Here is a 24,486-nt window from a genome sequence, read left to right on the forward strand (position 1 = left end):
TTTGCACGGTGAACACCTTCAAATGTGGGAGCTGGCTTGCCTGCGATAGCGGTAGATCATTCACCGCATAAGCAAGGGATCAACCCTGCCACTTACCGCCTTCAACAATCACACTCTCAGGCTTGGTGTCATCGCTCAGCTCTTTGCGCACATATTGGTCATACAGCTTGAGCAGGAACTTCTCCTCGCCCAACTTCGCCAACTCGGCATTCACCCAGTCGCGCAGTTCGATGTTGCCCTTCTTCACCGCTGGCGCAATAGGCGCTTCATCACCGAGTTTCTCTTCCAGCACGCGGTAGCCCGGGTTCTGCTTGGCCCAGCTGAACAGCACCAGGTTGTCTTGCGCATACGCATCACCACGGCCCGCCGACAGCGCTTGCAGCGATTCGGAGTTTTTCTCGAACTTGAGCAGTTTCCAGTCCGGGTGGTTTTTGGTCAGCCAGATATCGGCGGTAGTGCCAGTGGTCACGATGGTGGTGCGGGTCGCCAGGTCATCCAGGCTTTTCACCACGCTGTCGTTGGGCACCAGGGCCTGCACCGCGACTTTCAGGTTGGGGTTGGTGAAGTCCACCGCTTCCTTGCGCTCCGGCGTCACGGTCATGTTGGCGAGGATCAGGTCGACCTTGTCGCTTTGCAGGAACGGAATGCGGCTGGCCGGCTCGACCGCGACGAATTCGACTTTGTTTTCATCGCCGAGCAAATCCTTGGCGAATTGGCGGCCGATGTCGGTATCAAAACCCACGTAGCGCCCGGCTTCGTTCACAAAGCCGAACGGCGGCTTGTCCGTGAATACGCCGACGATCAGCTTGTCGCGGGCCTTGATCTTGTCGATAGCGCTCGCGGCAGCGGCGACGGGTTTGGCAGGCTCTTCGGCCTTTTTATCGCAGCCGGCCAGCAGGGCGACGGCAAACAGTGGCAGCAGTAGTTTTTTCATGTCAGCTCCAGTTCCTTGGTCTTTTTGGGCAGTGTTGAAACAAAGGAGAACTTCTCCAGGAACTGCTGCGCGCGTGCGGTCTGCGGGTTCGTAAAGAATGCCTCGGGGGTGTTGTGTTCGAGGATGCGACCGGCCTCCATAAACACCACGCGGTCGGCGACGGCGCGGGCGAAGGCCATTTCGTGGGTGACGATCAGCAGGGTCATGCCATCGCGGGCCAGGCCCTGGATCACTTCCAGCACTTCCTTGACCATTTCCGGGTCGAGGGCGGCGGTGACCTCGTCAAACAGCATGACTTGCGGGTTCATGCACAGCGAACGGACGATGGCGATGCGTTGCTGCTGGCCGCCCGAGAGCTGGCGCGGGAAGGCGTCGCGCTTGTCGGCCAGGCCCACGCGCTCCAGCAGTTTTTCGGCTTGCTCGCGGGCTTCGCGGGGGTCACGTTTTTGCACCTTCAGCGGGCCGAGCAGGATGTTGTCGAGCACGCTCATGTGCGGGAACAGGTGGTAGCTCTGGAACACCATGCCGATGTCCTGGCGCACTTGGCGCCAGTCGGTTTTTTTGTCCAACAGCTCGTTTCCGGCAAAACGCAGGCTACCGCTGTGGGCCACTTCCAGCCCGTTCAGGCAGCGCAGCAAGGTGCTTTTGCCACAGCCGCTGGGGCCGAGGATCACCACCACTTCGCCGCTTTGCACACTCAGGTCGATGCCCTTGAGCACCTGCGCTTCGCCGAAATATTTGTTGAAACCCTGAAACTCGATCAATGCGCTCATGCTTGGGCCCAGCGCCGTTCCAGCACCTTGGAGGCGGCCGACAACGGGTAGCAGATAAAGAAGAAAAACAGGAACAGCACGCCGTAAATCAACACGGATTCGTAGGTGCGTTCGATGATTTGCTGGCCGACCTTGATCACGTCCACCACGCCGATCAGCACCGCCAGGGAGCTGGTCTTGATGATGCGCGTGTAGACGTTGATGGTCGGTGGCGTCATGCGCTTGAGTGCCTGGGGCAGCAGCACATAGCCGTACAGCTGCGGATCGGACAGGCCAATCGACAAGCCCGCTTCACGCTGGCCCCGGGGCAGCGAATGCAACGCGCCGCGCACCACTTCGCCGACCTCACTGGCGCCCCACAGCGACAGCACCAGCACCGCGCACCAGAAGCTCGGAATGCTCAGGCCGAAGAAAATCGGCAGGCCGAAAAACAGCAGGTACAACCACACCAGCACCGGGATCGCGCGGAACAGTTCCAAGTACACCCGCAACACCGCGTTGATCAGCTTGTTGTTCAAGGTGCGCAGCACGCCGTAAAGCACGCCGCCGACGGTGCTGAAGGCGATGCTCAAGAAGGAAATCGACAGGGTTTGCGCAGCGCCCTTGCCCAGTTGCGGCAACGACACCCACAACAACTCAAGACCCGAACTGGCCATGCTGGAGCCTCCTTTCCAGACGGCTGAGCAGCAGCGACAGCGGCAAGAACAGCAGCACGCAAATCAGCGTCAGCACGGCGAGCATTTCGTAGGTCTTGTAGTAGAGGGCGATGTAGCTCTTGGTGGTGTAGAGAATCTCCGGCACCGCCACGGCGGAGACCACGGTGGTCTCCTTGAGCAGGAAGATGAAATTGGCGAACAGCGCCGGCAGGCTGAGAATGCCGGCCTGGGGCAGGATCACATGGCGCAGCAGCTGCCAGTCGGACAGGCCGATGGACTTGCCCGACTCGATCTGCGCCAGCGGCACCGCTTCCACACCGGCACGCAATACTTCGGTGAGGTAGGCGCCGCCGAGGAAGGTCATGGTGATGATCGCCGCCCAGAACCCGGAGATATTGAAGCCCAGGGCCGGCAGCGCGAAGTAGACGAAAAACAGTTGGATCAGCAGCGGCGTGTTGCGCGCCAGCTCCACGTACAGCGCCACCAGGCGTGACAGGTACGGCGTGCGAAACACCAGCAGCGCGGCGTTGATCAGCGCCACCAACAGCGAGGTGGCGATGGCGATCAGGCCCACTTGCAGCGTCACCCCCACGGCTTTTAAAAACGCCGGCAGGGTGGTGAGGATAAATGCGAAATCGAAGGTCATCGGCAGTCCAAAACGCCGCAGGGGTAATGCGGCGTGCGCGGTTCGATCCGGCGTGGGTAACGTCGGGTAGCGCAGACTTTAAAGGTATAAAAACAAATATTTAAATACCCAAATAGCATATTGATATCACGCAAAAACCTAACTGCCGCAAACTTGCAAAAATCCCCTGTGGGAGCTGGCTTGCCTGCGATGGCGGTCTGTCAGATACAGATGGTCTGGCTGATACACCGCTATCGCAGGCAAGCCAGCTCCCACAGTTTTAAGCGTATTCCAGGCCCAATAAAAAACGCCGACGCTGTGGGAGCCGTCGGCGTTGAAACCTTGAAGGGGGTTTTCAGCTACATCAGAACGCCGGCACGACCGCGCCGCTGTACTTCTTCTCGATGAAGGCTTTGACTTCCGGGCTGGTCAGGGCCTTGGACAGTTTCTGGATCGCGTCGCTGTCCTTGTTGTCCGGGCGGGCCACCAGGAAGTTCACGTACGGCGAATCCGAGCTTTCCAGGATCAGCGCGTCTTTCGCTGGGTTCAGGCCTGCTTCCAGGGCGTAGTTGGTGTTGATCAGGTCCAGGTCAACCTGGTCCAGCACGCGTGGCAGCAGGGCCGATTCCAGCTCTTTGAATTTCAGGTGTTTCGGGTTGCTGGCGATGTCTTTCGGCGTGGCCAGGGCGTTGGTCGGATCTTTCAGGGTGATCACGCCAGCTTTTTGCAGCAGCAACAGGGCACGGCCGCTGTTGGAGCCTTCGTTCGGGATGGCCACGGTGGCGCCATCTTTCAGGTCTTCGATTTTCTTGATCTTTTTCGAGTAGCCGCCGAACGGTTCAACGTGCACGCCGACCACGGTCACCAGGTTGGTGCCCTTGCCCTTGTTGAAGTTTTCCAGGTACGGCAGGGTCTGGAAGTAGTTGGCGTCCAGACGCTTCTCGGCCACTTGGACGTTGGGTTGTACGTAGTCGGTGAAGACTTTGATTTCCAGGTCCACGCCTTCTTTGGCCAGGGTCGGCTTGATCAGCTCAAGGATCTCCGCGTGCGGGATCGGCGTGGCAGCAACCACCAGTTTCTCGTTGGCTTGGGCGAAGCTTGCAGTCAGGGCAGCCGCCAGCGCGGTAAACAACAGAACCTTTTTCATGCAGTGTCCTTAATTCCGGGGCGTCGGTGACGGCCGCTTGTTATGTGATGTGCCAGCGATGTGCTATCGCGGCGTGAAACGGACAATACCTAGATTTTTTATTCCCGAACAATATCTTTTATTCACTTTGATATTCCATTTTGCTCATGTAGCTGCTTTTTGAAATAGAAAGTTCCTCAACGTTTCCTGCTCAGCCGGGCTGGCAGCGTTGAAGATCCGCTGCACTTGCTCCAGCGGCGAGCCCGCCACCGGCAGGTTCAAGTGTTCGGGCAGGATTTCGTCGCCACTGCTCACCAGCAACGCAAAGTGAATAACGTTTTCCAGCTCGCGAGTGTTGCCCGGCCAGCTGTGCTGTTCCAGCACCTGCTGGGCGGCGTCGCTGATCAGTGGCACCGGCAGGTCCAGGCGCTGGCTATAGATGCCGAGGAAATATTCCGCCAGGGACAAGATATCGCCCACTCGCTCACGCAGCGCCGGCAGTTCCAGCTGGCCTTCGCTCAGGTAATGAAACAGCCGCTCATGGAACTTGCCCGCCGCCACGGCCTGGGCCAGGTCGATGCTGGTGGCGGCGACCAGGCGCACATCCACCGGGCTCGGCTGATGGGCGCCGACACGGGTGACTTCGTGGTTTTCCAGGGCGGCGAGCAGTTTGACCTGGATCGGCAACGGCAAATCGCCGATCTCGTCCAGGTACAAGGTGCCGCCATTGGCCGAACCAAACCAGCCGGCCCGGCTGCTGGCGGCGCCGCTGTGGCTGCCGGCGGCGTAACCGAACAGCTCGGCGTCGGCATAAGTCGGGCTGATCGCGCCGCAGTTGACCGACACAAACAAGCCGCCGCGATCGCTGCCACGGTGGATGTGGCGTGCCAGCAGCTCCTTGCCGCTGCCAGTCTCGCCGCGAATCAACACGGGCAAGGCGCGCGGCGCGAGGCTTTCGAGGTCTTCGCGCAGTTGGCGCGAACGGGGGTCGACAAACACCAGCGCCTTGGCGCGGATGCTCAGCGGGCTTTTATCGGCGTCGGGAAAGGTCAGCAGTGGCTGGCCGTAGGTTTCATGCAGACTCATGGCAGGCTCCCGCCCCGGCTCCACTCAGGGACGGGGCGTTGAAAAATGTTCAGGCACTACGGCGGGCGTGGTGCTCAAGGCGGTTTTGCAGGCGATAGAGGTAGGCAAAACCCTGCTCCCAGCGCTGATGGCCGGATTTCACATTGATATGCCCGGCGCCCGAGAGGATGCCGGCTTCGGCGCCCCACTGACGCGCCAACTCCAGGGCCCGTGGGGCGCTGACGGCACTGTCGTTGTCGGAGCTGACCACCTGGCTCGGAAACGGCAGCAGGTCGGTAGGAATCGGCGCGAAATTGCGCAGGGCCGGCGAGCAAGCAGGCCGTTCGACATCGGCCGGCGCCACCAGCAAGGCGCCACGCACCTGCCGCAAGAACTGCACAGGCGCCGTCGCCGCCCAATGCGCCACGGTGATGCAGCCCAGGCTATGGGCGATCAGGATCACCGGCGTGCTGTCGGCGGCGATGGCCTCGGCCAGCGCGGCCACCCAGTCTTCGCGGCGCGGCGTCAGCCAATCGGCCTGCTCCACGCGGGCGCTGTTGGGCAGGCTGTTCTGCCAATGACTTTGCCAATGATCTTCTGGCGATCCTTGCCAGCCCGGCACGATCAGATAACGAATCGACTCGCTGTGCATGGGTGTGCCCTCCTGCAGCGTTTAACGTTGTAGGACAGTATAGGGACGGGTTTTATATTCGTTAAGGAATAAGAAGCTATTTATTAATAACCAAAAACTCACAACCCACAGATAGTCAACCTGTGGGAGCTGGCTTGTGTGGGAGCTGGCTTGCCTGCGATGGCATCCCCTCTGTGCAACTGATACACCGAGGTGCCTGCATCGCAGGCAAGCCAGCTCCCACATTGACCCTGTTCCAAATTGGAAAAGGTGGTTTTCGTTAAATTGCGCGCAAAAAAAAGGCCGCACCCTGCCAAGGAGACGGCCAAAAAATTGTCGAGGCTTGTGTCGCTTAACGAGCGGTAATCACCGACAGCTTGGTAATCCCCGCGCGTTCGATAGACGCCATGGCGCGCGCCACTTCGCCGTAATTCACGCCATCATCGGCCTGCAGTTGCACCCGCACATCGGGGTCCTTGGCCTTCGCCGCTTGCAGGTTGAATTCCAGCAGGTTCGGCTGGATTTCGTCCTTGTTGATAAACACTTTGCCAGCGCCGTCGATGCTCACCACCAGCGGGTCCTTCTGCTCCACCGGCGCCACGGCCTCGGTCTTCGGTAGGTTGATCGGGATCGCGTTGGTCAGCAGCGGCGCGGTGACGATAAACACCACCAGCAGCACCAGCATCACGTCCACCAGCGGCGTGACGTTGATCTCGCTCAGCACCTCATCACTGTCTTGCGTGGAGAAGGCCATATCAGGACGCCTCCTTCACTTTTTGCGGGGTGCCGGCCGCAGTTTTGTTCAGCGCCGGGTGCAGCAGCACGCGGAACGAATTTTTCTGCGCCAGGCTGTAGAAGTCGTGGGCGAAGTCGTCGAGGTCGGCAGCGGTGAGCTTGAGGCGACGCAGGAAGTAGTTGTAGACCAGCACCGCCGGCACGGCGACGGCAATACCAACGCCCGTTGCAACCAGCGCGGCACCAATCGGCCCGGCCACGGTTTCGAGGCTGGCGGAGCCGGCGGCGCTGATGCCTTTGAGGGCTTCCATGATGCCCCACACGGTGCCGAACAGGCCGATAAACGGCGAGGTGCTGCCGATACTGGCGACCACGGCCAGGCCGGTTTCCAGGGAGCGACGCTCACGCACGATCTGCTGGCGCAGGGCGCGTTCGAGGCGGTCCTGGTGGTTGATGGCCTGGCTCAAATCCGCAGCGTGCGGGGTGTCACCGACCTGGATCGCCGCGTAACCGGCCTGGGCCACACGAGCAGCGGCGCCGGGTTGGGTTTCCGCCAGCTCGGCGGCCGAGTCGAGGCTCGACGCCGCCCAGAACTGTTTGTGGAACTTGCGATCCTGCGCCTTGAGGCGACCGAACTGCACGCCCTTCAACAGCGCCAGGCCCCAGGTCGCGACCGAAAAGACCACCAGCAGCCAGATCACCGCGCTTTCGATGGATTCAAGTGGAGATGCTAATGCCATGATGTGTTCCCTCTGTGCAGGTCGCGGTGTGTGCAACACACCGCAGCCGAATAGTTAGTGAATCTTGAAGTCGATCGGTACGCTGACCCAGCCGTCCTGGGCCACGTCGCCCTGCTTGGCCGGTACGAAGCTCCAGCGCTTCACCGCTGCCAGTGCGGCGTCGTCGAGTTGCTGGCGACCGCTGCTTTTCTGGATCTGGATCTCACCCGGCTTGCCGCTGGCCAGCACATGCACCCGCAGCAACACCGTGCCTTCCCAGCCCCGGCGCTGGGCCAGTGACGGGTATTCGGGCGCCGGGTTCTTCAAGTACGCGGCGTTGGCCGAAGCCGGTGTGACCGGGGCCGGCGCCGGTGGAGCAGGAGGCGCTGGCGGTGCGGGTGTCGGTGGCGCGGGCGGTTGCTCGACCGGTTTCGGTGCGGGCTTGGGCTCAGGCTTCGGCACCGGCTTTGGCTTGGGTTTTGGAATCGGTTTTGGCGGCGCCGGTTTGGCGGCCAACTCATCCACTACCGGCGGCGGTGGCTCGACCACAGGCGGCGGCGGTGGTGGCGGCACGGGCGGTGGCGGTTCAACCACCGGCGGCGCCGGCTGGGAAAATTCGATGGTCATCGGCGGAATTTCCGGCGGCACGATCGGCAGCACCGGCGTGGGCTTCTGCGCCACCCAGTAGATCACCGCACCGTGCAGGGCCAGCACCAGCAGGCCCAGCAGAATCCCTTCGCGACGGCTGGAGAAACGCTTGGGGGTCTTCTGCGTTCGCAGTTGCCCCAACGGCGCGCGGTGCGGCCGCCCAAGGTCGACCAACTCACCACTCGGTGCCTGGCGCCATTGCGCCTCTTGTGCACTGGCGGCGGTCTGGACATTGCCCATTGATTCACTCCCTACGGTCTTGAAACAAAAAAACCGACGGGCCTGCGTGGAAGACCGTCGAGGGCTGAATCATCGGGGCCAGACGCTTATCTCTTAAAGTAATCTTTAAAGTTATACATAGATCTAAACTGAATAAACGAAACATTCAGAAACGCCAAAGCCACGTCTTCCGTGGCCTGGCGCTGAGGTGTTTTTTTTCAATGCTTTACAGGCATACAAAATATTCAGCAAAGGCATGCCTCAATGGGGATTGTTTGCGCACAAATCGAACAACTCGCCCTGCAAACACTGCCCCGCCGCGCCCAAGCCGTTGCGCGCATACAACGCCAGGCGCACGCCCTGCACCGCCGGCAAACCGCTGTCTTCGCCGAGGATCAGGTGCCCCGCCTGCACCACACGACGCGGCAACAAGCTGATCCCCAACCCCGCCGCCACCGCCGAACACACACTGGCCAGGCTCGCGCTGGAGTAGCCAATGCGCCAGCGCCAGCCGCCCACTTCCAGGTGTTGCAGCATTTCATTGCGGTACAACCCGCCCACCGGAAACGCCACCAGCGGCAGCGGGTCACGCCCCAGGGATGGCGTGCTGCGGCTGTCCACCCAACACAGCGGCTCCGGCCAGGAGGCCAGGCAGTCGTCGCTGTCGCCCATTTGCTTGACCAGCAACACGTCGAATTCGCCGCTGCGGTACTGGCGCTGCAACTCCGGACCGAGGCCGCTGGTGACTTCCAGGCGCACCCGTGGATACGCCAGCACAAACGCCGACAGCAAGGGCATCAGGCGCTCGGAGGCAAAATCCTCCGGCACCCCGAGGCGCAACACGCCGTCACTCTGCTGGTTGATCAACACATCGGCAGCCTCTTCATGCAGCGCGAGGAGGCGCCGCGCGTAGGCCAGCAGGCGTTCACCCTCGGTGGTGGCGACCACATGACGCTGGTCGCGGTCGAGCAACTGGCAGCCGGCCACGTCTTCCAGGCGGCGGATCTGCTGGCTCACGGTGGATTGGGTCAAGTGCAGGCGCTCGGCGGCGCGGGTGAAGTTGCCGCAATCCACCACGGCGACAAAGCTGCGTAACAACACGGGATCGAACATGGCGCTCACCATTCCATTTGCCACTGGTTTTCATGGTTATATTTAATTTCAGAATACCTGCGCCACTGGCCATACTCACGCCTCATTTATCTGCCGCAAGGGCGCTGCATGACCCTCAATAAATCCCTCGCCGGCTGGGGCCTGCTGATTGTGCTGGGCCTCAACCTGCGGCCGATCCTCAGTTCCATCAGCCCATTGCTCGGCGAAATTCGCCTGGCCACCGGCCTGAGTTTCCAGAGCAGCGCCCTGCTCACCAGCCTGCCGGTAATTTGCATGGGCTTGGTGGCGTTGGTCGGCGTGCGTGTCGAGGCGCAGTTGGGTGAGCGGCGCGGCATCGCCCTGGGCCTGATGATGATCCTGCTGGCGTGCCTCGCGCGCTGGCTGATGGGCCAGGGCGCTGCGCTGCTGGTCACGGCGTTGCTGGGCGGTGCTGGCGTGGCGCTGATCCAGGCGCTGGTGCCGGCGATGATCAAGCGCGAATTCCAGCACCGCGTGCCGGTGGCGATGGGCGTGTACTCGGCCTCATTGATGGCCGGCGGCGGGCTCGCGGCGCTGCTCAGCCCGCTGGTGGCCACGCAGTTCGGCGATTGGCAGGCGGGCCTGGGCGTGTGGCTGTTGCCGGCGCTGGGCGCGTTGCTGTTGTGGGCGTGGTTGCCACTGGGCGCGGAAAAAAGCGCCAGGGAGATCCCGGCGTTCAAGGGTCTGCGCAATCGGCGCGCGTGGTTGCTGGCGCTGTATTTCGGCCTGGTGAACTGCGGCTATATGAGCCTGGTGGCGTGGCTGCCGGCGTTTTATCAACAGCTAGGCTGGGACGTGCTGCCCAGCGGTTCGTTGCTGGCGTTCATGACCATCTTCCAGGTGCTCGCCGCGTTGTTGATGCCGGTGCTGGCACAACGCGGGATCGACCGGCGCCCGTTGCTCGGCATCAGCCTGTTGGCGCAGACCGTGGGTTATCTGGGCCTCATCATTGCACCGCTGCAATTTCCCCATCTGTGGGTCGCGTTGTGTGGCTTTGGCCTCGGCGCGTGTTTTGCCCTGAGCCTGCTGCTGACCCTCGACCACCATCGCGACCCGCGCCAGGCCGGGCAACTGGCGGCCTTTGTGCAAGGCGTGGGCTTCTTGATCAACGCCGTGTCGCCGTGGATGACCGGCTGGCTGCGTGAACTCACCGGCAACTTCATCAGCGCCTGGGTGGTGCTGGCCGTCACCGCCGTGGCGATGCTGGTGGTCACGCGGGTATTCAGCCCGGCGACCTACCGCACGGCGCCCGCTCTATAGTTATGCGTTTAAGATCTAGATAAAACAAACATGCTTCATTGACGGAATAAGCACGCCGCTTAAAATCCCGGTTCTCCTCTTGGACGCCGGGCCCCCCATGGATCTTCGCCAACTGCGCTATTTCATCGCGCTCAATGAGCACCGCAGTTTCGTGCGCGCCGCCGACGCCATGGGCATCACGCAACCGGCGTTCAGCCGCAGCATCCAAGGCCTGGAGCAAGAATTCGGCTGCGTGCTGGTGGACCGCGCCCACAAAGAGCTGCGCCCCACCCCGGAAGGCCAGGTGGTGCTGCAACATGCCCTGAGCCTAGTGCAAGGCGCCGCGTTGCTGAGCCATGAAGTCACGCGCATGACCAAGCTCGACGCCGGCGAGGTGCGCTTGGGCTGCGACGTGGTGGCGGCGGTCAACCTGCTGCCCCAGGCGCTGGCGCGGTTTGTCAGCGCCTACCCCAAGGTGCGCAGTGCCTTGCAGGTGGATAACTGGGAGCGGCTCGGGCGCAGCCTGAGCCGCGAGGAGATCGAATTTTTTATCGCCGACGTGCGCCACTTCGAGGCCGACCCGAACTTCCAGACCCAGGCCCTGACGCCCCGGCGCAGCGTGTTTTTCTGCCGTGCCGGGCACCCGCTGCTGGCCAAGGACAGCCTGTCCACCAACGACCTGTTCGGCTACCCGCTGGCCACGCCGTTGATCGCGCCGGGCATTCGCAAACTGTTGGCCAACCTCAGTGGGCGCATCGACTTTGCGCCGGCCATCGAGCTGGAGCAGTTCGCCGCACTGGCGAGCATCGTGCGCCAGTCCGATGCGATTGGCCTGGGCACCGAAGAAGCCTTCGTCGATGAGTTCGCTAGCGGCGCGTTGCAGGTGCTGCACTGGCGCAACCTGCCCCACGCCCTCGACAGTTTGAGCAACCGCTGCGGGGTGATCAGCCGCGCTGGGGCGCGCTTGTCGCCTGCGGCGAAGGCGTTGATCGAGACGTTGCTGGCGGTGGAAAACCAAGCCGATTGGCCCGCGCAAACGTCCCAAAGTCATTGAAGCGCACGCCCATCTGCGCCATCACCTTGTGCGCCACCTTGGCGGTCATCTGGCGGATGTAGAACGGCTCCTTCACCACAAAATGGTGGATGCCGTGGGTGCTGCCAAAGTTGAAGCAGAACGCCTGCAACGGCCACAGCCACCACGGGTTCAACACCTGGGTCTGCTGGATCACATTACCCAGTTCCACATCGCCGTAGTAGTGCATGTTGGAGCTGACAAAGTGCAGGCAAAAGGTGCGCAGCACGTTGGGGCCGATGATCACCACGGCGGCGATGTCGATCACCTGCATCACCTGCAAGGTCGTGGCTGACCACTCGATCGGCGCGCCCAGCAGGCTGGCGATGCCATTGGCCGCATGGAAACCGAGGAACACATACCACGCGCCCCAATGCAGCAGCGCCAGCGGCGCGTACACCAGCAGCGAGCGCTTGAGGATGCTGAGCTTGTGCTTCCAGGTCTTGGCCCGGAGCAGGCGGATAAACGCCGACATGACGTTGTCGCCGACCATCAACAACCGCGCAAAACCCCACGGCTCGCCGTTGGTGATGGCGCGCTCTTCCATGTCCGTCTCGGTGCCGGACACCTTGTGATGGTTGAGGTGCAGGTGGCGGCGAATCCACGGGTTGATCGTGCTCGGCCGCGCCAGCCACACCAGGCCCATCATCAGGTGGTGGGGGATGCGCTGCTTGCGAAAGTACATGCTGTGGATCAGGTCGTGTTCCAGCTCGTGGGTCAGCGAGGCCAGGAACGCGTTGATCAACAAGCACGCCCACCAGGCCATGTGGCCCGTGATATAGAGCGCTGCCGAGCCCAGCATGCCGAGCAGCGCAAACGCCAGGATGCCCGCACCCAGCGCGTCCTGATGCCGCAGCCACGGGTGCTGCTGGCGCAAGCGCACGCCTTCGGCCAGCACCACTTCACGGATATGCGCCGAACGCTGTTGCGCGTTCATCTGCTGGGGACTTGCAGAAGTACCGTCCATGCTTCCATCCTCTGGTTATTGATGCGTCCATCCTGCCCCACGCGATCTGGCAGGGCGCTAGCCCCGGACGCCAACCTGTTGACCGCAAGCGCCAATCGCCATGCCCGAACCCACCTCCCTCGCCAGTTGGACCCGCGCCCTGCGCAAGCAACTCGACGCCCTCGGCCTCGACAGCGCCGCGCTGTGCGTGGCAGCCGGGCTCGATCCACAGCAGATGGACGACCCCAATGCACGCTACCCGCTGTCGGCCACCACGCGGCTGTGGGAACTGGCGGTACAGGCCAGCGGCGACCCGGCGATTGGCTTGCGGGTGTCACGGTTTGTCAGCCCCACCACCTTTCATGCGCTGGGTTATGCGCTGGTGGCCAGTGGCAGTTTGCGCGAGGTGTTCGAGCGCATCGTGCGTTATCACCAGGTGGTCAGCGACGCCCTGACCCTGACGCTGGACGGCGATGGAGAACGCTATCGCTTTCGCCTGCTGCAACCCGCCGGCAGCCCGGCGCCGGCGTTCGAAGCCATTGATGCGTTTGCGGCGATTTATGTGCGCACGTGCCGCAATCGCCTGGGCCGTGACTACGCACCCTTAGCCGTTTACTTGCGGCGCCCCGAGCCAGCCGATCCCCAGCCCTGGCACACGGTGTTTCGCGCACCGGTGTTTTTTGGCGCCGAGGAAGACCGCCTGGAATTCGCCGCCCAGGACTTCGACAGCCACCTCGACGACGCCAACCCCGAACTGGCCGAACACAATGAAACCGTGCTCAAACGCACCCTCGCCCAGCTGCAACCGCTGACTTGGGAGCGCAAGGTGCGCCGGGTGATCGAAGCGCAACTGCCCGACGGCGAGCCGAGTGCAGAACGGGTCGCCCAGGCGTTGCACTTGAGTTTGCGCAGCTTGCAGCGGCATCTGGCGGACGAAGGCTGCCGGTTTGATGCGTTGCTCAATGAGTGCCGGGAGAATTTGGCGTTGCTGCACTTGCGGGATCCGCAGTGTTCGTTGGCGGAGATCAGCCATTTGTTGGGGTTTGCTGATACCAGCAGTTTTAGCCGGGCGTTCAAGCGGTGGACGGGGGTGACGCCGGGGCAGTTTCGGGAGGGGTTGCGATAGGGGGATTTGTGTTGGTTTTGAGGGCCTCATCGCGGGCAAGCCCGCTCCCACATTTGATTGCATTCCAAGGTTGGAACCCGGTCACCTGTGGGAGCGGGCTTGCCCGCGATGGCGCCCGTAAGGTCAGCGCCCCCGGTCACGGCGTAACACCGACCTCACCCGCGCCACCAACGCCTTGGCCTCAAACGGTTTGAGCAAGTAGTCATCCTCATGCAATTCCAACCCACGCAGTCGGTCTTCAATGCCGCCGGGCGTAGTCAGGAACAACACCGGCGTGTCGCCCTTCTGTCGAATCGCTTGCTGCAATTTCCAGGCATTCAGCCCGGGCAGCATCACGTCGAGGATCACCAGGTCGTACTCGCCGTCCTCAACCAGACGCTGGGCGGCCATGCCGTTGGCCGCCACGTCCACGCTGTAGCTGGCCTCGTTCAAGCCCTGGGCCATCCGCTGTGCCTCGTCGGATTCATGTTCCACTAACAGCACGCGCATAAGACACCTCGATTGATCAGGCCAGCAGGCTAACACCCTCAGGTGTGCGCCGCCTCCCGCAACCGCCCGGCGTCGAGGATTTCGATCTCGCCGTAGCCCAGCCGCACGATGCCTTGGGCTTGCAGGTCCTTGAGCAAGGCGTTGGTGGTCTGGCGCGACAGGCTGAGCATCGCCGCCAGGTCTTCCTGGGGCAGTTGCACGATGCGCCGCGCGGGCTCGATGTCGCCGTGGCCGTCAATGATCATCAGCAAGCGATGGGCCAGGCGCACCGACGCCGGCATCAGGCGCAGTTGTTTGAGGCCGATAAAACTCAGGCGCAGCTTCTGGCTCATCAACAACGCCAGGTCGCGCCAGTAGCGCGGATTTTCATCGAGGCTTTTCAACAGCGCCTGCTGCGGCACCTGCAACAGCGTGCACGGGCCGACGGCGCAGGCGTCGTGGGTGCGCGGCAGGCCGTCGAACAGGCAGATCTCGCCAAACCAGAAAGGCGGCTCCACCAGGCTCAATACCGCTTCCTTGCCATGTTCATTGACCGCGCTGATGCGCAAGCTGCCTTCGAGCACCGCATACAAGCCGCACGGCGGGTCACCGCGCTTGAACAGGTATTGCCCCGCCGACAGCTGACGCAACCGGGCGTGGGCCAGCAAGCTAGTCTGAAACGGTGCGGGCAGGTGACTGAACCACTGGCCTGTCGCCAGTTGCGCGTGCCATTGCGCTGCATCCATGGGAACTCCGAAGATTGTCGCCCAGCTGACAGTCAGGCAAAGGCTGACAGGGCATGATCAAACATCCTACAGGAGGAACAACAATGAAAAGCCTCGTCGATCACCTCAGCCAATACGCTGCCTACCACCGCGACCCGCGCAATATCGCCAGCCACTTTATCGGCATCCCGTTGATTGTGGTCGCGGTGGCCGTGCTGCTATCGCGTCCCGAATGGCCGGTGGGCGCGCTGTGGATTTCACCGGCGGTGCTGCTCGCGTTGTTTTCGGCGTGGTTCTACCTGCGCCTGGAGCTGGCGCTCGGCGTGTTGATGACGGGGCTGATGGGCTTGTCGGTGTGGGCCGGGCATGTGTTGGCGGCGCAGAGCACGCTGGTGTGGCTGGGCAGCGGGATTGGGATGTTTGTGGTGGGCTGGGTGATTCAGTTTGTCGGCCACTATTACGAGGGTAAAAAGCCCGCGTTTGTGGATGATGTGTCGGGGCTGATCGTCGGGCCGTTGTTTGTGGTGGCGGAGTTGGCGTTTCTCGTGGGGCTGCGGCATGACCTCAAGCAGCAGATCGAGGAGCGCTCGGGGCCGGTGGCGCGCCGCGATCTAAAGCCTAGCGGGATTTAAATGTGGGAGCGGGCTTGTGTGGGAGCTGGCTTGCCTGCGATGGCATCACCTCGGTGCAACTGATGTACCGAGGTGTCCGCATCGCAGGCAAGCCAGCTCCCACACAAGCGCCCGCTCCCACAGTGGGTTTTGCAGTGTTTTTAAGCTTTTTGCCAAACCTTGGGCTTGAAGAACAACGTCTCTCCGCGGGCCAAACCGGTGAGGCTGTCATGGTCTTTCACCACTTCGGCTTCGATCAGCTCGCTCTGGCCTTCCACTTTCAACGTCACGCGCGTGGTCGCACCCAACGGGCGGATGTCGCGCACTTCGGCGGCGTGGTGGTCTTCCAGTTCATGGCGCGACAGCGACACTTCATGGGGCCGGAACAACACATGGTTGTCTTCGCCCAGGTGCAGGCGGTTCGAATCGCCGAGGAAGTGATAGACGAAATCACTGGCCGGGTTTTCGTAGACTTCGCCCGGTGAGCCGATCTGCTCGATCACGCCCTTGTTCATCACCACAATACGGTCGGCGACTTCCATGGCCTCTTCCTGGTCGTGGGTCACGAACACCGAGGTCAGGTTGATGTCTTCGTGCAGGCGTGCGAGCCAGCGGCGCAGTTCTTTACGCACCTTGGCGTCGAGGGCGCCGAACGGCTCATCCAGCAGCAGCACTTTCGGTTCCACCGCCAGGGCGCGGGCCAGGGCGATCCGTTGGCGCTGGCCACCGGAGAGTTGTTCCGGGTAGCGGTCGGACAGCCAGTCCAGCTGCACCATGTTCAGCAGCTCGTGGACTTTGCTGGCGATCTGGCTTTCGCTCGGGCGCTGGTTCTTCGGCTTCATGCGCAGGCCGAAGGCGACGTTGTCGAACACGGTCATGTGGCGGAACAACGCGTAGTGCTGGAACACAAAGCCGACGTTGCGATCACGCACATCGTGGCCGGAGACGTCTTCACCGTGGAACACGATGCTGCCGTCATCCGGGGTTTCCAGGCCGGCGATGATGCGCAGCAAGGTGGTCTTGCCGCAGCCGGACGGACCCAGCAACGCCACCAGCTCGCCACTCTGGATGTCCAGATTGATGCTGTTCAGGGCCTTGAAGGCGTTGAAGTTCTTGCTGACATTACGGACTTCGATCGACATGACTTATTCCTCACCGGCACTGTTGCGCAGGCGGTTGATACGGTTCTCGCTCCACTGCTTGAGCAGCAGGATAAAGAGCGCCAGGATCAGCAGCAGGCTAGCCACCGCAAACGCGGCGACGTGGTTGTATTCGTTGTAGAGAATCTCGACGTGCAGCGGCAGCGTGTTGGTGACGCCGCGAATGTGGCCGGACACCACCGACACCGCGCCAAACTCACCCATGGCCCGTGCGGTACACAGCACCACGCCGTAGATCAGGCCCCATTTGATATTCGGCACAGTCACATGCCAGAACATCTGCCAGCCATTGGCACCCAGCAGGCGCGCGGCTTCTTCTTCCTGGGTGCCCTGCTCTTGCATCAGCGGGATCAGTTCACGGGCCACGAACGGCACGGTGACGAAGATGGTCGCCAGCACGATGCCGGGCAAGGCGAACACGATCTGGATGTCGTGGTCCTGCAACCACGGGCCAAAGAAGCCCTGGGCGCCGAACATCAACACGTAGACCAGGCCTGCGATCACCGGCGACACCGAGAACGGCAGGTCGATCAGCGTCACCAGGATGCTCTTGCCACGGAACGAGTATTTGCTCACGCACCAGGCGGCGCTGACGCCGAACACCACGTTGAGCGGCACCGAAATCGCCACGGCGATCACCGTGAGTTTCAGCGCCGACAGCGCGTCGGGTTCGAGGATCGCGGTGAAGAACGCGCCGAGGCCGTTCTTCAAGCCCTGGGTCACCACGATCAACAGCGGCAACAGCAGGAACAATGCGAACACCAGCCAGCCGAGGCTGATCAGGATACGTCGCGACACCGCACTGCCACGGCGGGCAGCGTTGGCCGAGGACGCGGCGGAAATAGACGATTGGGACATGTTCCGCGCCTCCTTATGGACGTTCGATGCGCCGCTGCAACAAGTTGATCAGCAGCAGCAAGACAAAGGAAACCACCAGCATCAGCACACCGATGGAGGTGGCGCCGCGGTAGTCGTATTGGTCGAGCTTGACCATGATCAGCAACGGCAGGATCTCGGTTTTCATCGGCATGTTGCCGGCGATGAAGATCACCGAACCGTACTCACCCACGCCACGGGCGAACGCCAGGGCGAAACCGGTGAGCCAGGCGGGCAGCAACGCCGGCACGAGGATGTAGCGGAACACCTGCAACGGCTTGGCGCCCAGGCAGGCGGCGGCTTCTTCGATTTCCCGGGGGATATCGGCCAGTACCGGCTGCACCGTGCGCACCACGAATGGCAGCGTGACAAAGGTCAGCGCCAGGGTGATGCCCAGCGGGGTGTAGGCGATCTTGAAGCCCAGGTCGGCGGCGAACTGGCCGACAAAACCATTAGGCGTATACAAGGCGGTCAGTGCGATACCCGCCACGGCGGTGGGCAAGGCGAAGGGCAGGTCGATCATCGCATCGATGATCTTGCGGCCAGGGAAGGTGTAGCGCACCAGCACCCAGGCCAGCAGTGTGCCGATCACGCCGTTGATCAGTGCCGCATACAGCGCAGTGCTGAAGCTCAGCTTCAAGGCCGCCAGCACGCGCGGGGCGGAGATGATGTTCCAGAACTGATCCCAGGTAAGTTGAGCGGCGTGTACAAACATCGCCGCGAGGGGGATGAGTACGATCAGGCTGAGGTACACCACGGTGTAACCCAGCGTCAGCCCGAAGCCGGGTATGACGGGGGAGATACGACGCGACATAAGAGTCCTTGGTAAAAGGGTAGAAACCACTGTAGGAGCGCGCTTTGTGTGGGAGCTGGCTTGCCTGCGATGCAGGCAAGCCAGCTCCCACAGAAAAGCGAGGCTCCTACAGGTACTTTGGCTTACTGCGCCGTGTAGATCTGATCGAACACGCCACCGTCGTTAAAGAATTTCGGTTGGGCAGTTTTCCAGCCGCCGAAGTCTTTGTCGATAGTCACCAGGTCCAGTTTCGGGAACTGTTGGGCGTATTTGGCGGCGACTTTCGCATCGCGTGGGCGGTAGAAGTTCTTCGCCGCAATCTCCTGGCCAGCCGGGCTGTACAGGTGTTTCAGGTATTCAGTGGCGATTTCGGTGTTGCCCTTTTTCTCAGCGTTCTTGTCGACCACGGCCACTGGCGGCTCGGCGAGGATCGACAGGGACGGCACGACGATGTCGAACTTGTCGGCGCCGCCGTCTTCCTTCAGCGCCAGGAAGGCTTCGTTTTCCCAGGCCAGCAACACGTCACCCTGACCGTTGTTGACGAAGGTGATGGTCGAACCGCGTGCGCCGGTGTCCAGCACAGGCACGTGTTTGAACAGCTCTTTCACGTATTCCTGGGCCTTGGCTTCGCTGCCGCCAGTTTTCAGGCCGTAGGCCCAGGCGGCGAGGAAGTTCCAGCGGGCGCCGCCGGAGGTTTTCGGGTTCGGAGTGATGACCGAAACGTCTTTCTTGATCAGGTCGCCCCAATCCTTGATGCCTTTAGGGTTGCCCTTGCGCACCAGGAACACGATGGTCGAGGTGTACGGGGTGCTGGCGTCCGGCAGGCGGGTCTGCCAGTTTTCCGGGAGGGTCTTGCCGAGCTTGGCGATTTCGTCGATGTCGCCGGCCAGGGCCAGGGTCACGACGTCGGCGCGCAGGCCGTCGATCACGGCGCGGCCTTGCTTGCCCGAGCCACCGTGGGACTGCTGGATTTTCACGTTGTCGCCGGGGTGGGACTGTTTCCAGAAATTGGTGAACTCAGCGTTGTAGTCCTGGTACAGCTCACGGGTCGGGTCGTACGAGACGTTGAGCAACTCGTAGTCCTTGGCAACGGCGGAACCTGCAAACACGGCGCTGGCCAGGGCGGCCAGGGCGTAACGGCGAATCGACGACATAGAAGCTCCTGAAAATTCTGGGTGTTGGCTTTTTCTTATAAGTGCGGGTCTAGCATGCGAATCGCCGTGACTGCTTAGCTCGGTTTGTTACCCGGGTTCTGCAGGCGGAATTTTTCTTTGCGTTCGATCTGTACCACTTGCGCGTTATGCACGGTGATTTCCACTGCGCCAAAGCGCAGGTCGCGCAATGCGCTCTGGATCTCACGCAAAATGGCTGCTTCGTCCTGGCCGTCGACGCTACGTAGAGATGCGCTCATGGTCTCGCTCCTGAAATAAAGAGTGCCTTGCAGTGGCGGCACTGCGGGTGGCGTGAGAGCGATAGTAGATAAGCGCGGATATTCTTAAAAATACTATTTAAGAATGTTTATATAACCAGAAAGAATTTTCTGGTGGGACGTGGGGTTGCGTGCGGGTTTTATGCCCGCACGCTGAAATAAAGCCTTATGACAATCCAAATGTGGGAGCTGGCTTGCCTGCGATAGCGGTGTGTCAGTCAGCACATCACTGGCTGATCGTCCGCTATCGCAGGCAAGCCAGCTCCCACATTTTTGGCCACATTTCAGTTCTGGATTGGGGGGGCTCGGTTCCAATCGATTTCACTCGCCGGCACCGGCCGGCCAAACCAGTAGCCCTGCCCCAGATCGCATTCATGCTCCAACAGGAACCGTGCCTGCTCCACCTGCTCGATCCCTTCGGCATGCACCTGCATGCCCATGCTTTTCGCCAGGGCGATCACCACGCGCACGATGGCGGCGTCGTCTTCGTCCCACGGCAAGCCGGCGACAAAGCCCTGGTCGATCTTGAGTTTCTGCACCGGCAGGCGCTTGAGGCGCAGCAGCGAGGAATAACCGGTGCCGAAGTCGTCGATGGCCAGGCGCAAGCCCAGTTCGCGCAGGCGGTGCAGTTGCTCCAGGGCGGCTTCGGGGTCGTCCATCACCGCGCTTTCGGTAACTTCCAGCTCAAGGAAAGCCGGGTCCAGGCCGGTGGCGTGCAGCACCTGGGCGACTTGGTCGTACAGCTCGCGACGGGCGAACAGACGGCTGGAGACGTTGACCGCAATAAAATTCAGCGCCACGCCATCGGCCAGCCATTGGCCCATCTGGCGGCAAGACTGGTCCAGCACCCAGGCATCGATGTCGGCGATCAACCCGGTGCGTTCGGCGATGGGAATAAAATCCCCCGGCGGCACCAGGCCACGCTCCGGGTGCTCCCAGCGCACCAGCGCCTCGACGCCGATCAGGCGGCTGTCTTGCAGGTCGTGCACGGGCTGGTAGTAGACGCGCAGTTCGTGCTGGTCGAGGGCGCGGCGCAGTTCGCTGGCGATTTCCACGCGGTTTTGCGCGTGGGCGGTGAGTTCTTCGGTGTACAGCGCGTAGCCTTCGCGCCCGGCGCTCTTGGCCTTGAACAGCGCGGAGTCGGCGTTGCGCAGCAGTTGCTCGGCGCTCAGGGCATCGCTGGGGAACAGACTGATGCCGACGCTGGCGCTGATAAACAGCTGGTGGCCATCAAAGATGAACGGTTGTTTCATCGCGTCCAGCATGCGTTGCGCCAGGCCGGCGGCTTGCACCACCTGTGGACAACTTTCCGCCAGCACGGCGAACTCGTCGCCACCCAGTCGCGCCAGAGTCACGCCGGGGCCGAACAGCGCCTTGAGCCGCTCGCCCACCAGCTTGAGCAGTTGGTCGCCGACGTTATGGCCGAGGCTGTCGTTGATGATCTTGAAGTGGTCCAGGTCCAGCAGCAGCAAGGCACAGCCGCGCTTGTGCACTTGCGCCGAGGCCAGCGCCTGCTCGGCGCGGTCGGTGAACAGCAGGCGGTTGGGCAGGTCGGTGAGTGGATCGTGGTGCGCCAAGTGCGCCAGTTCGTGCTCGGAATGCTTGATGGCGCTGATATCGGAGAACACTGCGACGTAGTGGCTGACGTGGCCGAGGTCATCCTGCACGGCGCGGATGGTTTGCCACTGTGGATAAATCTCGCCGCTCTTGCGTCGGTTCCAGATTTCCCCGCTCCATTCGCCGGTACGCCCCAGCGCCTGGAACATCTGCTGATAAAAACCCGATGAATGGCGCCCGGACTTGAACAGGCTCGGCTGCTGGCCCATGACGTCTTCACGCCGGTAGCCGGTGATCTCCACAAAGGCGCGGTTCACATGCACGATCAGGCCCTTGGCGTCGGTGACCAGCACGCCTTCGCGGGTGCAGTCGAACACGGCGGCGGCCTGGCGCAGGCGCTCGCGATTTTCCTGCAGGGGCTGGGCAAGCCGGTGGGCCCGGTCAAACCGCGCACAGATCAGGTAAATGGCCAGCGCGCTGAGGGCCACCCACACATAGCCGCGCACCTGAAACCAATGACCCAAGTCCCTCGGCTCATCGAGAAAGTTGATCAATACCTGGTTGCTGAGCTGGAGCCAGACAATGGACACCAGCAGGTATACCAGCCCTACACGCAGGGCACCTCGGTATGAAAGCAGCATATGCTCAGTAATCCTTACTAAAAAAACAGAATCGCCCTACAAAGGCTGCGGATTATAGAATAAGAAACATCCAGTCACTCCTATCTGAAAGGGTGGCTGGTTTTCTCTGTAGGCTTAGTGATAATGCGTGAGCTGTTTTTTTCTATATCTGAGGGCCATACAGCCTATGTGGTACAACGGTTTTCTTGACCTGTCAGCCTGGCAACTGGTGGCAGTCACTCTGTTGATGACCCACGTGACCATCGTTGGGGTCACCGTCTATCTGCACCGCTATTCAGCCCATCGTTCCCTGGAACTCAATGCCGGCCTGAAACACTTCTTCCGCTTCTGGCTGTGGCTGACCACGGCGCAGAACACCCGCGAGTGGACCGCCATCCACCGTAAACACCACGCCAAATGCGAAACCGTCGATGACCCGCACAGCCCGGTGATCAAAGGCCTGTCCACCGTATTGCGCAAAGGTGCCGAACTGTACCGCGCCGAGGCGGAAAACCCCGAGACCTTGCGCATCTACGGCAAAAACTGCCCGGACGACTGGATCGAACGCAAAATCTACACCCCTTACCCACTGCTGGGCGTGGCGATCATGGGCGTGATCGACCTGCTGCTGTTCGGCACCATCGGCATCACCATCTGGGCGATCCAGATGATGTGGATCCCGTTCTGGGCCGCCGGCGTGATCAACGGCCTGGGCCATGCCGTGGGCTATCGCAACTTCGAATGCCGTGACGCGGCGACCAACCTGGTGCCGTGGGGCATCATCGTCGGTGGCGAAGAGCTGCACAACAACCATCACACCTACCCCAACTCCGCCAAGCTGTCGGTGAAGAAATGGGAGTTCGACCTGGGCTGGGCCTGGATCAAGGTGTTCAGCTGGCTGCGCCTGGCCAAGGTGCAGCGCGTGGCGCCGATTGCCCACCGCGTCGAGGGCAAGGGCCACCTGGACATGGACACCGCGATGGCGATCCTCAACAACCGCTTCCAGATCATGGCCCAGTACCGCAAGTTGGTGATCGGCCCGCTGGTCAAGCAAGAGCTGGAAAAGGTCGATCACTCGGTGCGCCACCAGTTCCACCGCGCCAAGCGTTTGCTCTCACGGGAAACCAGCCTGCTGGATGAGCGCCATCACCTGCGCATCCAGAGCATGCTGGAGCACAGCCAGGCCCTGAAAGTGATCTACGAAAAGCGCCTGGCACTGCAACAGATCTGGCTCAAGACCAGCACCAATGGCCACGACATGCTCGCCGCCATCAAGGAATGGGTGCACGAGGCCGAGGCCAGCGGCATCCAGTCCCTGCGCGATTTTGCCCACCAATTGAAGACCTATTCGCTGCGTCCTGCAGCGGTCTGACCCTACGGTGGGAGGGCTAGCCCTCCCACCCACCGGCTTTTTGGCGCCATTTCTCGGACACCGTCAATCACGTCCGATGACGGAACTTCGCTGCAATTCCCCTCTCTCAATGAACACTTCGCCATCATGGTGGCCCCTTGTTGTGACCGCTGTTCCATCCTGCGGCGCGCCCAGAGAGAGTTGTGCCGATGGTTCACGAAAAGCCCTACCAGCCCGATCCCCCCAGCGCCGAGCACCCGCGCCCCGCAGCGGCGGCGACGCTGCTGGCGCTGATGCACGCCCAGGGCGAAGTCGAGCGGCTGAGCGAGCGCGAACAATTGCTCAGCTCACTGTTGGTCAGCGTGAACGCCGTGCTATGGGCCATCGATTGGGAAACGCGCCGCGTGTTGTACGTGAGCCCGGCCTATGAGCGAGTATTTGGGCGTTCGGCCGGCTTGCTGCTGGCCGACCACCGGGAATGGCGCAACAGCATTCACCCCGAAGACCTCGACTACGCCGAACACAGCCTCGCCCGCGTGCTGGAACAGGGCGCCGTGGAAGACCGCGAGTACCGCATCATCACCGCCGACGGGCAGATCCGCTGGCTCAGCGACAAGTGCTACATCAACCAGCAGGTGGAACCTGGCGAGCCGGTGATCGTGGTCGGCATGGCCGAAGACATCACCGAGAAAAAGCAGCTGGAACTGGAGCTGCATCGCCTCGCCACCACCGACGTGCTGACCCAGAGCAGCAACCGCCGGCACTTCTTCGAATGCGCCAACCAGGCATTCGACAGCGCCTGCGCCCAAGGCGCGCCCTTGGCGTTCCTGTTGCTGGACATCGATGACTTCAAGGACGTCAACGACTCCTACGGCCATCTGGAAGGCGACCAGGTGTTGCGGCGTATCGCCGAGAGCGGTCGCGGCGTGTTGCGCCGTGGCGACCTGTTCGGGCGCATTGGCGGCGAAGAATTCGCCGCCGTCCTGCCCGGTTGTGCGCCGGAGATGGCATTGCAGGTGGCTGAACGGCTGGGCAAGGAGATCCAGGCGTTGAGTTTCAACTATGAAGGCTTGGCGTTTACGGTGACGGTGAGCCAGGGTTTGGCCAGCCTGAGCGAAGAGGACTCGACGTTGGACAGGCTGTTCGCCCGCGCGGATGCGGCAATGTATGAGGCCAAGCGGCTGGGTAAGAATCGCGTGGTCGCGAGCTAGGCACAGATCCAACTGTGGAGCAGATCCAATGTGGGCTTGT

The 24,486-nt window shown here is 61.8% G+C and carries 26 protein-coding genes; 6 read left to right on the top strand and 20 right to left on the bottom strand.

Translation table 11 applies throughout. From position 1 onward, the window contains the following. Positions 1-79: 79 nt before the first annotated feature. From ACU688_RS23980 to ACU688_RS24030, 11 genes are all read right to left on the bottom strand, one after another. Positions 80-934: a transporter substrate-binding domain-containing protein gene (locus ACU688_RS23980; protein WP_017736879.1), complete on the bottom strand. Its 855-nt coding sequence runs from the start codon at positions 932-934 to the stop codon at positions 80-82. Beyond that, positions 931-1,707, bottom strand: coding sequence for an amino acid ABC transporter ATP-binding protein (locus ACU688_RS23985; RefSeq protein ID WP_448186628.1), 777 nt, complete (start codon positions 1,705-1,707; stop codon positions 931-933). Before ACU688_RS23985 ends, ACU688_RS23980 begins: the two co-directional genes overlap by 4 nt. Then, the gene (locus ACU688_RS23990; RefSeq protein ID WP_159960790.1) at positions 1,704-2,363 is read right to left on the bottom strand and encodes an amino acid ABC transporter permease; all 660 of its coding nucleotides are present in this window, start codon (positions 2,361-2,363) and stop codon (positions 1,704-1,706) included. The genes ACU688_RS23985 and ACU688_RS23990 overlap by 4 nt, the downstream gene beginning before the upstream one ends. Further along, entirely contained in the window at positions 2,344-3,009 is a 666-nt protein-coding gene (locus ACU688_RS23995) for an amino acid ABC transporter permease (RefSeq protein ID WP_017736876.1), read from the bottom strand. Before ACU688_RS23995 ends, ACU688_RS23990 begins: the two co-directional genes overlap by 20 nt. Before the next feature lie 343 nt (positions 3,010-3,352). Continuing rightward, entirely contained in the window at positions 3,353-4,135 is a 783-nt protein-coding gene (locus ACU688_RS24000) for a MetQ/NlpA family ABC transporter substrate-binding protein (protein WP_448186629.1), read from the bottom strand. A gap of 144 nt (positions 4,136-4,279) precedes the next feature. After that, a complete protein-coding gene (locus tag ACU688_RS24005; RefSeq protein WP_448186630.1) occupies positions 4,280-5,200 on the bottom strand; it encodes a sigma 54-interacting transcriptional regulator in 921 nt (306 codons plus the stop codon). A gap of 49 nt (positions 5,201-5,249) precedes the next feature. Beyond that, a complete protein-coding gene (locus ACU688_RS24010; RefSeq protein ID WP_124526238.1) occupies positions 5,250-5,831 on the bottom strand; it encodes an alpha/beta hydrolase in 582 nt (193 codons plus the stop codon). Positions 5,832-6,162: 331 nt separating this feature from the next. Then, entirely contained in the window at positions 6,163-6,564 is a 402-nt protein-coding gene (locus ACU688_RS24015; protein ID WP_159932397.1) for an ExbD/TolR family protein, read from the bottom strand. Position 6,565: 1 nt separating this feature from the next. After that, a complete protein-coding gene (locus ACU688_RS24020; protein WP_085986520.1) occupies positions 6,566-7,288 on the bottom strand; it encodes a MotA/TolQ/ExbB proton channel family protein in 723 nt (240 codons plus the stop codon). A gap of 51 nt (positions 7,289-7,339) precedes the next feature. Beyond that, on the bottom strand, positions 7,340-8,152 hold the full coding sequence (locus tag ACU688_RS24025) for an energy transducer TonB (RefSeq protein ID WP_448186631.1): 813 nt from the start codon (positions 8,150-8,152) through the stop codon (positions 7,340-7,342). Positions 8,153-8,392: 240 nt separating this feature from the next. After that, on the bottom strand, positions 8,393-9,244 hold the full coding sequence (locus ACU688_RS24030; protein ID WP_448186632.1) for a LysR family transcriptional regulator: 852 nt from the start codon (positions 9,242-9,244) through the stop codon (positions 8,393-8,395). A 108-nt stretch (positions 9,245-9,352) separates the two neighbouring features. Between ACU688_RS24030 and ACU688_RS24035 the strand changes: the two genes are divergently transcribed. Both ACU688_RS24035 and ACU688_RS24040 read left to right on the top strand, forming a co-directional pair. Beyond that, positions 9,353-10,522, top strand: coding sequence for a CynX/NimT family MFS transporter (locus tag ACU688_RS24035; protein WP_448186633.1), 1,170 nt, complete (start codon positions 9,353-9,355; stop codon positions 10,520-10,522). A gap of 97 nt (positions 10,523-10,619) precedes the next feature. After that, positions 10,620-11,555, top strand: coding sequence for a LysR family transcriptional regulator (locus tag ACU688_RS24040; RefSeq protein ID WP_448186634.1), 936 nt, complete (start codon positions 10,620-10,622; stop codon positions 11,553-11,555). On the opposite strand, the gene ACU688_RS24045 is transcribed toward ACU688_RS24040, so the two are convergent. Further along, on the bottom strand, positions 11,446-12,540 hold the full coding sequence (locus tag ACU688_RS24045) for a fatty acid desaturase (RefSeq protein ID WP_448186635.1): 1,095 nt from the start codon (positions 12,538-12,540) through the stop codon (positions 11,446-11,448). The genes ACU688_RS24040 and ACU688_RS24045 overlap by 110 nt on opposite strands. Positions 12,541-12,640: 100 nt before the next feature. Between ACU688_RS24045 and ACU688_RS24050 the strand changes: the two genes are divergently transcribed. Beyond that, positions 12,641-13,645: an AraC family transcriptional regulator gene (locus ACU688_RS24050; RefSeq protein WP_448186636.1), complete on the top strand. Its 1,005-nt coding sequence runs from the start codon at positions 12,641-12,643 to the stop codon at positions 13,643-13,645. A gap of 123 nt (positions 13,646-13,768) precedes the next feature. Here the strand turns inward: ACU688_RS24050 and ACU688_RS24055 are convergent, their stop codons facing one another. Together ACU688_RS24055 and ACU688_RS24060 are read right to left on the bottom strand one after the other, a co-directional pair. Next, a complete protein-coding gene (locus ACU688_RS24055) occupies positions 13,769-14,134 on the bottom strand; it encodes a response regulator (protein WP_448186637.1) in 366 nt (121 codons plus the stop codon). 38 nt (positions 14,135-14,172) lie between these two features. Next, a complete protein-coding gene (locus tag ACU688_RS24060) occupies positions 14,173-14,859 on the bottom strand; it encodes a Crp/Fnr family transcriptional regulator (RefSeq protein WP_448186638.1) in 687 nt (228 codons plus the stop codon). A gap of 83 nt (positions 14,860-14,942) precedes the next feature. Between ACU688_RS24060 and ACU688_RS24065 the strand changes: the two genes are divergently transcribed. Then, complete coding sequence (locus ACU688_RS24065; protein WP_448186639.1) at positions 14,943-15,470, top strand: Mpo1 family 2-hydroxy fatty acid dioxygenase; 528 nt, start codon at positions 14,943-14,945, stop codon at positions 15,468-15,470. Between the two features lie 140 nt (positions 15,471-15,610). On the opposite strand, the gene ACU688_RS24070 is transcribed toward ACU688_RS24065, so the two are convergent. From ACU688_RS24070 to dibA, 6 genes are all read right to left on the bottom strand, one after another. Next, entirely contained in the window at positions 15,611-16,591 is a 981-nt protein-coding gene (locus tag ACU688_RS24070) for a sulfate/molybdate ABC transporter ATP-binding protein (RefSeq protein WP_017736171.1), read from the bottom strand. Between the two features lie 3 nt (positions 16,592-16,594). After that, the gene (cysW, locus tag ACU688_RS24075) at positions 16,595-17,467 is read right to left on the bottom strand and encodes a sulfate ABC transporter permease subunit CysW (protein ID WP_207040913.1); all 873 of its coding nucleotides are present in this window, start codon (positions 17,465-17,467) and stop codon (positions 16,595-16,597) included. 13 nt (positions 17,468-17,480) lie between these two features. Continuing rightward, a complete protein-coding gene (cysT, locus tag ACU688_RS24080; RefSeq protein ID WP_017736173.1) occupies positions 17,481-18,299 on the bottom strand; it encodes a sulfate ABC transporter permease subunit CysT in 819 nt (272 codons plus the stop codon). A 122-nt stretch (positions 18,300-18,421) separates the two neighbouring features. Next, positions 18,422-19,432 (bottom strand): sulfate ABC transporter substrate-binding protein, encoded by a 1,011-nt coding sequence (locus ACU688_RS24085; RefSeq protein ID WP_028615255.1) that lies wholly within the window; start codon positions 19,430-19,432, stop codon positions 18,422-18,424. A gap of 74 nt (positions 19,433-19,506) precedes the next feature. Beyond that, positions 19,507-19,689, bottom strand: a complete 183-nt coding sequence (oscA, locus tag ACU688_RS24090) for a sulfur starvation response protein OscA (RefSeq protein WP_003170956.1) — start codon at positions 19,687-19,689, stop codon at positions 19,507-19,509. A gap of 302 nt (positions 19,690-19,991) precedes the next feature. Beyond that, positions 19,992-21,905, bottom strand: coding sequence for a phosphodiesterase DibA (dibA, locus tag ACU688_RS24095; protein ID WP_448186640.1), 1,914 nt, complete (start codon positions 21,903-21,905; stop codon positions 19,992-19,994). 166 nt (positions 21,906-22,071) lie between these two features. Between dibA and desA the strand changes: the two genes are divergently transcribed. Then, complete coding sequence (gene desA / locus ACU688_RS24100; protein WP_257782444.1) at positions 22,072-23,256, top strand: delta-9 fatty acid desaturase DesA; 1,185 nt, start codon at positions 22,072-22,074, stop codon at positions 23,254-23,256. A 188-nt stretch (positions 23,257-23,444) separates the two neighbouring features. Further along, positions 23,445-24,446: a sensor domain-containing diguanylate cyclase gene (locus tag ACU688_RS24105; protein WP_448186641.1), complete on the top strand. Its 1,002-nt coding sequence runs from the start codon at positions 23,445-23,447 to the stop codon at positions 24,444-24,446. The last annotated feature ends 40 nt before the right edge of the window (positions 24,447-24,486 follow it).

This window comes from Pseudomonas acericola (SeqCode) (assembly GCF_053456465.1).